The following is a 12,837-nucleotide window of genomic DNA, read 5'->3' on the forward strand; positions in this document are numbered from 1 at the left end:
GCGGCGGCCTTGCCGGCGGAAATACCGGAAGTCGCGGCAATCCACTGGAGCTTCGAAACTTTTCGCTCCGCAAGGATTTCCGCACCAGCCGTGACCTCGGCATTTACCTCGTTATTCGGATTCTGTAGATTCGGTGCCGGGCCGCGCCATGGCGGCCGTCGGGCGAGTGAGGCGGGAATTCTCCGTGGGCATGGACACAGCGACCGGTGTACACGCGGCATGGCTGCCGCCCGAGGCTTTCCGTGCGCTCGGCTCGCACCGGGTGCTGGTGCGGGGCGACGGGCCGCTCGCGGTGACGGTGTACGAGGAGGTGGCGCGGGCCTGCGTCGATTACGGGGGCCGGGTGGGGCGTTCGCCCGACGCCGAGGCGGGCCCGTACGACCTCGTGTTCGCGCTGACCGGTGACGTACCCGCGCTGCCCGCGGTGGTGGACGTGCGGGCCGCGGCCGGTGCGGAGCCGCTCGGCGAGGAGGGGTTCGTCTTCGCCCGGGTCGGCGGTGTCTGCTTCGTGCTGGCCGACGCGGCGGCGGGGCTGCTGTACGGGCTCTTCCACGTGGTGCGCCTCGGCGGGTCGGCTTTCGAGGGCGGCGACGTCCCGGCCGCAGCGCACCGCCCGGCGATGCGCACCCGGATGCTGGACCACTGGGACAACCTGGAAGTGCACCCGGTGATGGGCCACGTCGAGCGGGGTTACGCAGGAGGGTCGGTCTTCTGGCGGGACGGCGGGCCGCGCGGCGACCTGCCGCGGGTGCGGGCGTACGCGCGGCTGCTCGCGGCGACCGGGATCAACGCGGTGTCGGTGAACAACGTCAACGTGCACACCGCGGAGACGCACCTGCTGACCGACCGGCTGGGCGACGTCGCCGAACTCGCGGACGTCTTCCGCCCGTACGGCATCCGGCTGCACCTGTCGGTCAACTTCGCCTCGCCCGTGGTGCTGGGGGCGCTGACGACCGCCGACCCGCTGGACGGCGAGGTCCGTGCCTGGTGGGCGAAGGCCGCCGCGGGGGTCTACCAGGCGATACCGGACTTCGGCGGCTTCGTGGTGAAGGCCGACTCCGAGGGCCAGCCGGGGCCTTTCAGTTACGGGCGCAGCCACGCCGACGGCGCCAACATGCTCGCCGAGGCGCTGGCGCCCTTCGGCGGCGAGGTGCACTGGCGGGCGTTCGTCTACAACCACCAGCAGGACTGGCGCGACCGCTCGACGGACCGCGCGCGGGCCGCCTACGACCACTTCGCCCCGCAGGACGGCGAGTTCGCCGCGAACGTGGTGCTCCAGGTCAAGCACGGGCCGATGGACTTCCAGACCCGCGAACCGGTCTCCCCGGTGATCGCGGCGATGCCCCGCACCCGGCTGGCGGTGGAGTTGCAGGTCACGCAGGAGTACACCGGGCAGCAGCGGCACGTGTGCTACCTGGCCCCGATGTGGAGCGGCGTCCTCGGCTTCCGGCCGTGGGGCGACGGCGGCGAGGCACGCGACGTCGCGGCGCTGGCCGCCGACCCGGCAGCGGGCGGCGGCCTGGTCGCGGTGTCCAACGTCGGCGACGACCCGTACTGGACCGGGCACCCGCTGGCGCAGGCCAACCTGTACGCCTTCGGCCGGCTCGCCTGGGCGCCGGACAGCGACCCGGCGGCGCTGCTCGACGAGTGGATCGACCTGACCTTCGGCGCGCTGCCGTCGGGCGACCCCGCCCCGCTGCGCAGCACCCTGCACGCGGTGATGGACGGCTCGTGGCAGACCTACGAGCGCTACACCGCACCGCTCGGCGTCGGCTTCATGGTCCGCCCGGGCCACCACTACGGGCCCGACGTGGACGGCTACGAGTACACCCCGTGGGGCACCTACCACTACGCCGACCGCGACGGCATCGGCGTGGACCGCACCCGCGCGACCGGCACCGGCTACACCGGGCAGTACCCGCAGCCCTGGTCGGAGGTCTACGAGTCCGCCGAGCGGTGCCCCGACGAACTGCTGCTGTTCTTCCACCACGTGCCGTACGGGCATGTGCTGCACTCGGGCACCACGGTGATCCAGCACATCTACGACACGCACTTCGCCGGCGCCCTGGAGGCGGAGGCGATGCGGTCGCGGTGGGCGGAGCTGGCGGGCGGCGGCCTGGTCGACGCGGCCCTGCACACGCGGGTGGCGGAGCGCCTGGACGAGCAGGTGCGGTGCGCACAGGAGTGGCGCGACCAGGTCAACGCCTACTTCCTGCGCAAGTCCGGGGTGCCGGACGCGCACGGGCGGCACATCCCGTAGCCGCACACCGGCCGGCGCCGAAGCGGCGGACAGCGAAACGGCGAAACGGCGGACGGTGAAAGGCGAACGCCGCCGCCCTCCGGACGAGGGGCGGCGGCGTTCTGGGCCGGAGCGCGGGCTCAGTCGTCCTCGCGCAGCACCCGCACCCCGTATGCGTCCAGGCCGAACGGGCGGCCCGGAGTGATGTGTTCACCGGTGAGGAGGTCCAGGCCTCCGGCGCCCGCGGGCACCTCGACCGGCTCGGCGGCGTGGTTGAGCAGGAACAGCAGCCTTGTCCCGTCGGGCGCGACGCGGGCGGCGGTCTCCAGGTGCGGCAGGTCCGGGTGGCGGCCCGCGATGCCGTGTGCGTCGAGCACCTGCCGCACGACGTGGCCGACGCCGGCCTGGTCGAGCCCGGCGGCGACGTACCAGCCGTGCCCGGCGCCGAAGGGGTTCCTGGTGACGGCGGGTGTACCGGCGTAGAAGTCGGCCTGGTAGGTGGCCAGGACCTCGGCTCCCTGCGGGACGACCAGTTCGAAGACCAGCCGGGCCTCGGCGTCGGGGGAACCGTCGCCGAAGCGCACCGGGTTGGCGAACTCGGGGCCGCGGGCGTCCCATTCGTCGATCCTGACGCCCATCAGCGGGCCGAGCGGCCCGGGGACGTCCATGAGGAAGGCGTTGTCGGACTCGTCGACCCGGCCCGACAGGTAGCAGGACAGGACGGAGCCGCCGCGTTCGGCGACCGCTTCGAGCCGCTGCGCCAGGTCGCCCTTGACCATGTGCAGGGCCGGGGCGACGACCACGTCGTAACGCGACAGGTCGGCGGTGACCGGGACGACGTCGACGTCGACGCCCGCCTCCCACAGCGCCCGGTAGTAGCTGAGCACCACCTGCTGGTAGCGGACCAGGCGGGAGGGGCCGTCGGAGATCTCCAGCGTCCACCAGCTGTCCCAGTCGAAGAGCAGCGCGGTGCGCGCCGGTGTGCGGGCACCCAGCGCCGCACTGCCCAGCCGCTCCAACTCCTCGCCGAGGGCGGCGACTTCGCGGAAGACCCGGGTGTCGTCGCGTCCCGCGTGGTTGATGACCGCACCGAAGAGCTTCTCGCTGGCGCCCCGTGAGGCGCGCATCTGGAAGAAGAGGACCGCGTCGGCGCCGTGGGCGACCGCCTGCCAGCTCCACAGCCGCATCACCCCCGGCCGCTTGAGCGGGTTGACGTCGCGGCACGCGGTGGTGCTCGGCGCCTGCTCCATCAGCCAGAACGGCTGGCCGTCCTTGAGGCCGCGCATCAGGTCGTGACTCAGTCCCATCCAGGCCGGCGACTGGTCTTCCGGCGGGTAGTTGTCCCAGGACGCGAAGTCCAGGTGGGGCGCCCACCGGTGGTAGTCGATCGGGCGGTACATGCCCATGAAGTTGGTGGTGACCGGGGTGTCGGGGCTGTGGCGGCGGATCGCGGCCTTCTCGTCGCGGAAGTTGGCGAGCATCGCGTCCGACATGAAGCGCAGGTAGTCCAGGGTGATGCCCTGGAAGGCGGTGTGGTCGGGGCCGCGCCAGTGCTCGGTGAGCGCGGAGGGCGCCTCGATCTCGTCCCAGTCGGAGAAGGTGTGCGACCAGAACGTGGTGTTCCACGCGGTGTTGAGCGCGTCCAGGGTCGCGTACCGCTCGCGCAGCCAGCCGCGGAAGCCCGCCGTGCAGTTCTCGCAGTAGCAGGCGCCGCCGTATTCGTTGCCCACGTGCCAGGCGATGACCGCGGACCGGTCGGCGTACCGCTCCGCGATGCGCCCTGCGACGGCCGCGGACAGCCGCCGGAAGACCGGGGAGCTGGGGCAGGAGTTGTGCCGCTGCCCGTAGCGGTGCCTGCGGCCCTCGAAGTCGGTGCGGGTGACCTCGGGGTGGGCGCGGGCCAGCCATGCGGGGTGGGCGCCGGTGCCGGTGGCCAGGCAGATCCGCCGGCCGTGCGCCTCGGCCTCCGCGACGATCCGGTCCAGGACGGTGAAGTCGTAGGTCTCCTCGGCCGGCTGGGTCAGCGCCCAGGTGAAGACGCCGAGGGTGACGGTGTCGATGCGGGCGCTGTCGAAGAGCCGGTAGTCCTGCTTCCACACCTCCTGCGGCCACTGCTCGGGGTTGTAGTCCCCGCCGTAGGGCGTGCTGGGGGTGGCGGGCAGGCTCATGCGGTGAATTCCTCGCGGATCTCGGTGATCATCGGGCGGCTGTTGAGCAGCGTGCCCGCGGCGGCGACCGACGCCAGCAGCAGGGGCAGCAGCTGGGCGCCGGCGGCCGTCACGGCGACGGCCGCGGCCAGCACGCACAGGTTGCCCACGGTGGCCTTGAAGGACTTCACCAGGAAGTACGCGGCCAGCCGTGCGGTGTCGACGGCCTTGAAGGTGAACAGCGCGGTGATCACCAGCGCGTTGGCCATCCACAGTGCGGAGACCGCCGCGATCACCGCGAGCAGCCCCAGCCACCAGCCGGGCACACCGGCCGCGTCGCGGTGGGTGAGGACGGTGCCGACCAGTCCCATCGCGACGAGCCACGGCGCCCACAGCGTGAACACCCCGGGGACGGCGGCCCGGTACCCGCGCCGGTACGCCTTCGCCGGGTGCAGTTCCGTCAGGTCGCGGCTGCGGTGGTGCCAGGCGTAGAGCGCCGCGGACCAGGCCGGTCCCAGGGGAAGTGCGCACAGCGCGGCCAGCGGCACGTTGCTCGCGTCGCGGTCGAGCAGCCCGAGCAGCACCAGGCCGGGCGCCGCGCCCAGCACCAGCAGCACTTCGAGGACGAGCAGGCTGTAGACCAGGGCGGCGGCGCGGGCCAGCGGGCCTTCGCCGAACTCCTTGCGTGCCGCGGACGCGGTCGTCATGTCATGCCCCTCCGTCGCGCTGCGGCTGCGGGGCCAGGCCGAGCAGCCGGCTCTCGTCCCACCATGCGGGGGTCTCGTCCTGCACCGGTGTCAGTTCCAGCAGGGTGACCTCGTGCCGGGCGAGCACCAGGTCGCAGTCGACGCGCCCGCCGGCCACCGGCAGGGAGCGGTGGCTGCGGGCGGGCTCCGACGCCTCGCGCAGGGCGTCGAGCTGGCGCCGGCCGGGTGAGGCGGGCCGGCCCATCTCGCACCAGGCGGCGTAGGCGTTGCCGGAGTCCTCGGCGACCGTGGAGCGGTGGGCGTAGACGGCCGAGCCCTCGGGGCCGCCCACCGGGACCGACAGCCGTACGGTGTGGCCGTCGACCGGTTCGCCGCCGGTGACGTCGACCGGCGCCCAGGCCAGGACGGTGACCCGGCCGTCGTCGTGCCGGGTGACCAGGTGGTCCTCGCCCCGGGCGAGCACCGTGTCGCCCATGCGGGCCATGAAGGCGTACAGGTGGTAGGTCGGCTTCTTGATCTGGCGGTGCGTCAGCAGGCCGAACCCGCCGTGGAAGAGGGTGGTGGGGATGCCGACCTCCTCGAACATGTCGCTGAAGGTCCAGTAGGAGAAGGAGTCGACCAGGTCGCCGCCCGCCGCCAGCACCGGCGCCAGGTAGGCGGCGTGCATCGCGGTGTCGTGGATCGGGTTGTCGGGGCGGTAGGAGGAGTTGAACTCGGTGATGTGCACCGGGAGTTCGGCCAGCTCGGTGCCGGCCAGCTGCTCGCCGGGCGCCGCGAACTGCTCCAGCAGCCCCGAGGCGGGCACCAGGGTCTGGTGGGTGCCGAAGGGCACCTCCTGGGCCGGTCCCGAGGTGTAGGCGTGCCGGCTGACGAAGTCGATCGGCGCCGAGCGCTCGGCGACGAAGTCGGCGAAGCGGGTGATCCACTCCGGCTGGTAGCCGGGCGCCAGCGAGGGGCCGCCCACCTGCAGTGCCGCGTCCACGTCCTTGACGGCGGACGCGGTCACCTCGTAGAGCCGGTGGTAGGCGTCCTGGTCGGCGCCCTCCCAGAAGACGTCCAGGTTCGGCTCGTTCCACACCTCGATGGGCCAGGTCCGCACCTCCTCCAGGCCGTAGCGCGCGATCAGGTGCCGCACGGTGGCGCGCACCAGTTCCGCCCACTCCCGCCAGTCGCGCGGCGGGGTGACGTTGCCCTGCCACCAGAAGACGGTCTGGTCGCCGGAGGCCAGGCCCGAGGGCATGAAGCCCAGTTCGACGAAGGGCTTGATCCCCAGGTCGAGGTAGGCGTCGACGACCTGGTCGACGTAGCCGAAGGAGTGCCGTACGTGCCGCACCCCCTGGTACTCGTACGGCCGGTGGATGCCGACGTTGTCGCTGAGCAGGCCGTGGCCCCTGATGTGCCGGAATCCGATGTCGCGCTGCACGAGCGCCAGGGAGTCCTGGTAGTCGCGCCGCAGCGCGAGGTCGAACCGGCCGGTTCCGACGCAGAGGCGCCAGGCCTCCGTCAGCTGTCCTGCGGGCTGGTCGGGAACGTGGATGCGCATGTGGTGTGGTCCTTTTGTGACTGCGTCGGTGCCGGCCGGTTCTGCTCCGCCGGGGTCAGCTCTTGTCGCCGCCGGCCTTGGACTTCTTGTAGCGGTCGTAGGCGCCGTTGATCAGGCTGAGGTACTGGTCGCCGTTCTTGCCCTTGAGTTCGCTCTTGAAGGCGTCCCACTGGCTGAGCGGGCGGTCGCCGAGGATGAACTTCAGGGTCTGCTGCTGGACGTAGTCCTTCAGCGGCGCCTCGTACAGCGCGAACTGCTCCTGCTCGTCGGCGTTGAGCGGGTGCGGCGGCGGCACGGGCAGCGTCTTGCGGGCGTTCATCACCTTCTGGAAGTCCTTCTCCTCCTGCGAGAAGGTCGACTCCAGCAGCTGGGTGCTGCCGCCGTAGGCGAAGTTGCCGTTGGAGAAGCCGAAGTCCACGTTGAGCTTCTTGGTCGCGGTCGGGTTGAGCCCGACGTAGTCGACGTCGTTGGTCAGGTGGAAGTTGCCGGCCGCGTCACGGGTGTACGTCACGCCCTCGACGCCCCACTTGGCGAAGATCTGGCCGTCGTCGGAGTAGAACAGCCAGTCCACGAACTGCATCATGGCGACGAAGTCCTTGGAGTCGCGCGCCTTGGTGGAGATCATCAGGCCGTTCTCCAGCCGCAGGCCGACCTTCACGGCACCGGCCGGGCCGATCGGCACCGGGATCTTGGCGACCTTGCCGTTCGGGACCGACTTGGCCAGGCCCGGACGGTAGATGTTGACCAGCTCCTGCGCGTTGGTGCTGATCACGAACGACTTGCCGGAGGTGAACTTCGCCTCGGCCTGGTCGTCGGTCTGGGTGAAGCTCTCCGGGTCCAGCAGCTTCTCCGCCACCAGCGTGTGGACGTACTCGATCATGCCCTTGTACTGGTCCATCGCACCGGTGAGGACGAACTTGCCGGCGGCGGTGTCGAAGGTGGCGTTCTGGTAGCCCCAGCCGCCGCCGTAACCGCAGCCGTAGGCCTGGCCGATGGTCTGCAGCAGCGCACCGCCCGCGGTGGGCTGGTTCCAGCGGTCCGACATCGGGTACGAGTCGGGGTGCGCGGCCTTCATCGCCTTGAGCACGTTGTGCAGGTCGTCGAGCGTCTCGGGGACCTGCAGACCCAGCTCCTCGAGGATGTCGGTGCGGATCGCGAAGGTGTAGTCGATCCACACGTCCTGGTGCAGACCGGGCAGCACGTAGTACTTGCCGTCGTCCTGCAGGAGGGTCTCCACGTCGCCCTGCAGATTCCACCGGGCGACCTTGTCGCGGTAGTTGGGCAGCAGGTCGACGTAGTCGCTGACCGCCAGGATCGCGCCCGAGGCGACGAAGGGCACCTCCTGCCCGGTGTAGGTCTTCGGCAGCAGGGCCGGGGCGCTGCCGGAGCCGATCAGGACGCTGCGCTTGTTCTCGTAGTCGCTGAGCGGCACCACGGTCGGCTTGAGCGTGACGTTGGTGCGCTTGGCGAGCTCGGTCCAGAACAGCCAGCCGGCCTTCTCCGGATAGCCCGGGTTGTCGTTGAGCAGCGTGGTGAAGGCGATCGGCTTGGCCGCCTTGAACTGCTCGTTGACGCCGAACTTGTCCATGGCGTCTTCTCTGTTCTTCGACAGGTCCTTGCCCTTGTCGTCGGAACCGCTGTCGCTGCTGCAGCCGGTGAGCCCCAGGGTGGCCGCACCGAGCGAGGCCGCACCGAGCGAGACCAGCATCGAGCGCCGGGAGATGTTGTTCATGTCAGACTCCCTTCCCGCCGTGCGCGGGAGTTCGAGGTGGGTGGGATGTCAGCCCTTGACCGCGCCGAGGGTGACTCCCGAGACGAAGTACCGCTGGACGAAGGGGTAGACGACCAGGATCGGAAGCGTGGTCAGCACGATCGTGACGGCCTGGATGTTGGCGCCGAGCGCGCTCGCGTCGGCCTCGGAGGCACCGACGGACGTCGCGTTGGTCGACCCGTAGATCAGGTTGCGCAGGTAGACCGTGACCGGCATGAGGTCGGAGTGGTCCATGTAGAGGAAGGCGGCGAACCAGGAGTTCCAGAAGGAGACCGCGTAGAAGAGCACCATCGTGGCCAGCACCGCCTTGGACAGCGGCAGCACCACGCGCCAGAGGATGCCGTAGGTGTTCAGGCCGTCGATCGCGGCGGCCTCCTCCAGTTCGACCGGCAGCCCCTCGAAGAACGCCTTCATCACCAGCAGGTTGAAGACGCTGATCGCGTTGGGCAGCGCGATGGCCCACACGCTGTTCTTCAGGCCGAGGGTGGTGACCAGGACGTAGTTGGGGATCAGGCCGCCGGAGAAGAACATCGTGAAGACCGCGACCCCGACCAGCACGCCCCGGCCGCGCAGGTCCCGCTTGGACAGCACGTACGCGTAAGCAGTGGTCAGAACCATCGCGACGACCGTGGCGACCACGGTGTAGACGACCGTGTTGCGGTAGTCGGTCCAGAACATCGAGTTGGTCATCACGGCCTTGTAGGTCGTGACGTTGAAGCCGCGCGGCAGCAGGTTGACCTTGCCCGAGCGGATGTAGCCGTCGCTGCTGAAGGAGCGGGCCACGATGTTGACGATCGGGTAGAGGGTCGCAATCACGACCCCGGTCAGGATCAGGCCGTTGACGACCTGGAAGACCCGGTAGCCGCGGGTGGTGCGGATGCCCGCCGGCTGCGTCGGCCGGTCCTCGATGGTGGCGTTGGTGTCCAGGGTCACCACAGGCTCGTCCCCACTGTGCGACGGGAGATCCGGTTGGCCGACACGATCAGCACCAGGCCGATCAGCGACTCGAACAGGCCGATCGCGGCCGCGTAGCTGAAGTTGTTGGAGACCACGCCCATCCGGTACAGGTACGTGGAGACGACATCCGCCGTCGGGTAGGTCAGCGGGTTGTACAGGAGCAGGATCTTCTCGAAGCCGACCGCCATGAACGTGCCGATGTTGAGGATCAGCAGCGTGACCATCGTCGGCCGGATGCCCGGCAGCGTGACGTGCCAGGTCTGCTTCCACCGGTTGGCGCCGTCGATCCGCGCGGCCTCGTAGAGGTTGTCGTCGATCGAGGTGAGCGCGGCCAGGTAGAGGATGGTGCCCCAGCCCACGGTCTGCCACAGCTCGGACGACACGTAGATCGAGCGGAACCAGCCGGGTTGCTGGATGAAGAGGATCGGCGAGTGCCCGAAGTGGTGCAGCGCCTGGTTGACCGGGCCGTCCGCGGCCAGGAACTGCATCACCACGCCGGCCACGATCACCGTGGACAGGAAGTGCGGCAGGTACGAGACCGACTGGACCAGCTTCTTGAACTTGCGGCTGCGCACCTCGTTGAGCAGCAGCGCCAGCACGATCGGCATCGGGAAGCAGAAGACGAGCGTCAGCAGCCCGATGACCAGCGTGTTGGTGAAGACGTGCCAGAACGTCGGGTCGTGCCAGAACAGCCTGAAGTACCGCATGCCGACCCACTGGTCGCCGAACATGCTGCCGCCGGGGTGGAAGCGGCGGAAGGCGATGACGTTCCCGGCCATCGGCAGATAGCGGAACACCGCGAAGAAGGTCAGCGGCAGCACCGCGAGCGAGTAGAGCTGCCAGTCGCGGCGCAGTGACTGGCGCCAGGTGCGCCGCCCCTGGCTGCGGTTGCGGCCCATGCGCCCGACGCGCCCTTTCGGCCGGGTCCGGGCGGAACTCCGCCCGCCCGCGCCGGGCGCGTCGGACGGCAGGTCCACCGTCCTGGTCGTGCTCATCGTGGGCCTCCGTGCGGTGGATGGGCGACGCACGCCCACCGACGCTGGCACTGGTCAGGCCGGGGAGGGCCTTCCAGGAGGCGGCATGAGAACTAGCGGGCGGAGTCGAAACTTTCGAAACTCGTGCTTAATGTGTCGGGCAGCCTAAGGACGTGGCAGAACGGGTGTCAATAGGCGCGACAGCGGGTTTCCAGCCTGGCCGAGCCGCCCCAGGTGGCGTATATTCACCGCCTGGCCACTCGTTCGGTTCAGACAGTTTCACGACAAAAACCGAAAGTTTCGAAGTCCCAGCAGACCCAGCAGCGTAGGGCTCCCCCTTTGACCAGTTCCGTTTCAGCAGGCGGGCAGCGTGCCGCGACGATCGCCACCATCGCCGCGGAGGTCGGCGTGTCGGTCGCGACCGTCTCCAAGGTGCTCAACGGACGCGCCGACGTCGCCCCGGAAACCAGGGCGCGGGTCGAGGCGAGCCTCGAACGGCACCGCTACCGGCGCAGGACCCGCCGCCCCGCCGAGGCCACCAGCCAGGTCCACCTGGTCTTCCACGAGTTCGACTCCGCGTGGGCCATGGAGATCATCCGTGGCGTCGAGGAGGCCGCGGCGGCCGCCGGGGTCGAACTGGTGCTCACCCAGATGGGCGGCAGCCACCGGCCCTCCGACACCTGGCTCGATCTCATCGTCGGCCGCCAGCCGCTCGGCGTACTCCTGGTGCAGTGTGGGCTGACGCCCGGTCAGCAGGAGAAACTCCGCAGGCAGCGGGTGCCCTTCGTGGCCGTCGACACCGACAGCGCGACCCCGGCGTCCGTGCCCACCGTCGGCTCCAACAACTGGAACGGCGGCCTGGTCGCCGCCCGCCACCTGCTGGAACTCGGCCACCGCAGGATCGGCATGATCTCCGGGCCCGAGGACCTGCTGTGCAGCCGCGCCCGGCTGGCCGGATTCAGCTCGGCGCACGACGAGGCGGGCCTGGCGATGGACCCCTCGCTGGTGCGGCACGGCACCTTCTACCTCAACGCCGGCTACGAGTACGGCATGGAGCTGCTGCGGCTGCCCGACCCGCCGACCGCGATCTTCGCCGGGTCCGACGCGCAGGCCATGGGCGTCCTGCGGGCCGCCCGCCACCTCGGCCTCGACCTGCCGGGCGACCTGTCGGTGGTCGGCTACGACGACCTGCCGGTCGCCGAGTGGATGGAACCCCCGCTCACCACCGTCCACCAGCCGCTGCACGACATGGCGGGAACCGCCACCCGGATGCTGCTCGACCTGGCGGCCGGCGTCGAGGTGCCGACCAGCCGCATCGACCTGGGCACGGAACTGGTCGTCCGCGCCAGCACCGCACCGCCCAGACCCGCGCCCTGAACCGCGCGCCCGGTCGTACGCCGGCGCCGGTGCGCCGAACCCGCGTCGCAGCCCAACCCCCTTACCCGGCAGGCCCCTTGGAGGACACGTGCCCCTGTTCGACCTACCGCTCGGGGAGTTGCAGCAGTACGCCCCCGACGTGCCGGAACCCGACGACTTCGACGCCTTCTGGGCCGCCACCCTCAAGCAGGCCGACGCGACCCCCGTACTGATCGACGTCGCACCCGCCGACACCGGGCTGAGCCTGGTCGACACCTGGGACGTGACCTTCGCCGGCTACGAAGGCCAGCCGGTACGCGGCTGGTTCACCCGCCCCCGCGGCGCCACCGCCGACCTGCCCGCGGTCGTGGAATACCTCGGCTACGGACGCGGACGCGGCCTCCCGCACGAGCGCCTCACCTGGGCCGCCGCCGGCTACGCCCACCTGCTGATGGACAGCCGCGGCCAGGGCGACCTGTACGGCAACGGCGGCGCCACCCCCGACCCGGCACCCGCCGCCCCCGGCGGCCCCGGCGTCGCCACCCGCGGCATCCTCACCCCGCACGACTACTACTACCGCCGCCTGATCACCGACGCGGCCCGCGCCGTCACCGCCGCCCGCGCCCTCCCGGGCGTCGACCCCGGCCGCGTCGCCGCCGTCGGCAACAGCCAGGGCGGCGGCCTGGCCCTCGCCGCCGCGGGCCTGGTCCCCGACCTCGCCGCCCTGATGATCTCGGCACCCTTCCTGTGCCACATCCAGCGCGCCATCGACCTCACCGACGCCGACCCCTACGGCGAGATCGTCCGCTACCTCGCGGTCAACCGCGAGGCGGAACCCGCCGTCCGCAGAACCCTCGCCTACGTCGACGGCATCCACTTCGCCCGCCGCGCCACCGCCCCCCTCCACGTCGGCGTGGGCCTGCGCGACACGGTCTGCCCTCCCAGCACGGTCTTCGCCGCCTACAACCACTACGCGGCCGCGGACCGCACGGTCCACGTCTACCCCTTCAACCACCACGAGGGTGGCGAGGCCCTCCACACCCGCCGCCAACTCACCTGGCTGGCGAGCCGGTTGGACTAGGCCGTGTTTTGGAGGTCCCGCCTGCCCCGCGACGCCTGGCCTGCACGCTCGCTGCGTTGCCG

Annotated in this window: 9 protein-coding genes; 3 read left to right on the forward strand and 6 right to left on the reverse strand. The window is 70.7% G+C overall.

Going from position 1 to position 12,837, the window contains the following annotated elements:
• Positions 1–190 precede the first annotated feature (190 nt).
• Complete coding sequence (locus JT723_RS03350; protein WP_205042861.1) at positions 191–2,260, forward strand: alpha-glucuronidase; 2,070 nt, start codon at positions 191–193, stop codon at positions 2,258–2,260.
• 119 nt (positions 2,261–2,379) lie between these two features.
• Here the strand turns inward: JT723_RS03350 and JT723_RS03355 are convergent, their stop codons facing one another.
• Genes JT723_RS03355 through JT723_RS03380 form a run of 6 tightly spaced genes read right to left on the reverse strand, consistent with a single transcriptional unit; the run spans position 2,380 to position 10,359 of the window.
• Positions 2,380–4,407 (reverse strand): beta-galactosidase, encoded by a 2,028-nt coding sequence (locus tag JT723_RS03355; protein WP_205042862.1) that lies wholly within the window; start codon positions 4,405–4,407, stop codon positions 2,380–2,382.
• Entirely contained in the window at positions 4,404–5,093 is a 690-nt protein-coding gene (locus JT723_RS03360; protein ID WP_205042863.1) for a hypothetical protein, read from the reverse strand. The genes JT723_RS03355 and JT723_RS03360 overlap by 4 nt, the downstream gene beginning before the upstream one ends.
• 1 nt (position 5,094) lies before the next feature.
• Entirely contained in the window at positions 5,095–6,636 is a 1,542-nt protein-coding gene (locus JT723_RS03365) for a GH39 family glycosyl hydrolase (protein ID WP_205042864.1), read from the reverse strand.
• 55 nt (positions 6,637–6,691) lie between these two features.
• On the reverse strand, positions 6,692–8,368 hold the full coding sequence (locus JT723_RS03370; RefSeq protein ID WP_205042865.1) for an ABC transporter substrate-binding protein: 1,677 nt from the start codon (positions 8,366–8,368) through the stop codon (positions 6,692–6,694).
• A gap of 48 nt (positions 8,369–8,416) precedes the next feature.
• On the reverse strand, positions 8,417–9,334 hold the full coding sequence (locus JT723_RS03375; protein ID WP_240165061.1) for a carbohydrate ABC transporter permease: 918 nt from the start codon (positions 9,332–9,334) through the stop codon (positions 8,417–8,419).
• Between the two features lie 2 nt (positions 9,335–9,336).
• The gene (locus tag JT723_RS03380) at positions 9,337–10,359 is read right to left on the reverse strand and encodes an ABC transporter permease (RefSeq protein WP_372441215.1); all 1,023 of its coding nucleotides are present in this window, start codon (positions 10,357–10,359) and stop codon (positions 9,337–9,339) included.
• A 318-nt stretch (positions 10,360–10,677) separates the two neighbouring features.
• Here JT723_RS03380 and JT723_RS03385 point away from each other — a divergent pair, with 318 nt between their 5' ends.
• Entirely contained in the window at positions 10,678–11,715 is a 1,038-nt protein-coding gene (locus JT723_RS03385; protein ID WP_205042866.1) for a LacI family DNA-binding transcriptional regulator, read from the forward strand.
• Positions 11,716–11,803: 88 nt separating this feature from the next.
• Entirely contained in the window at positions 11,804–12,775 is a 972-nt protein-coding gene (locus JT723_RS03390) for an acetylxylan esterase (RefSeq protein ID WP_205042867.1), read from the forward strand.
• The last annotated feature ends 62 nt before the right edge of the window (positions 12,776–12,837 follow it).

Source organism: Actinacidiphila bryophytorum, assembly GCF_016916835.1.
Classification (GTDB): Bacteria; Actinomycetota; Actinomycetes; order Streptomycetales; family Streptomycetaceae; genus Actinacidiphila; species Actinacidiphila bryophytorum.

Bases quoted from the DNA above. Each gene is read 5' to 3' on its own strand.
- JT723_RS03350 (WP_205042861.1), top strand. From the start codon at position 191: ATGGACACAGCGACCGGTGTACACGCGGCATGGCTGCCGCCCGAGGCT.
- JT723_RS03355 (WP_205042862.1), bottom strand. From the start codon at position 4,407: ATGAGCCTGCCCGCCACCCCCAGCACGCCCTACGGCGGGGACTACAAC.
- JT723_RS03360 (WP_205042863.1), bottom strand. From the start codon at position 5,093: ATGACGACCGCGTCCGCGGCACGCAAGGAGTTCGGCGAAGGCCCGCTG.
- JT723_RS03365 (WP_205042864.1), bottom strand. From the start codon at position 6,636: ATGCGCATCCACGTTCCCGACCAGCCCGCAGGACAGCTGACGGAGGCC.
- JT723_RS03370 (WP_205042865.1), bottom strand. From the start codon at position 8,368: ATGAACAACATCTCCCGGCGCTCGATGCTGGTCTCGCTCGGTGCGGCC.
- JT723_RS03380 (WP_372441215.1), bottom strand. From the start codon at position 10,359: ATGAGCACGACCAGGACGGTGGACCTGCCGTCCGACGCGCCCGGCGCG.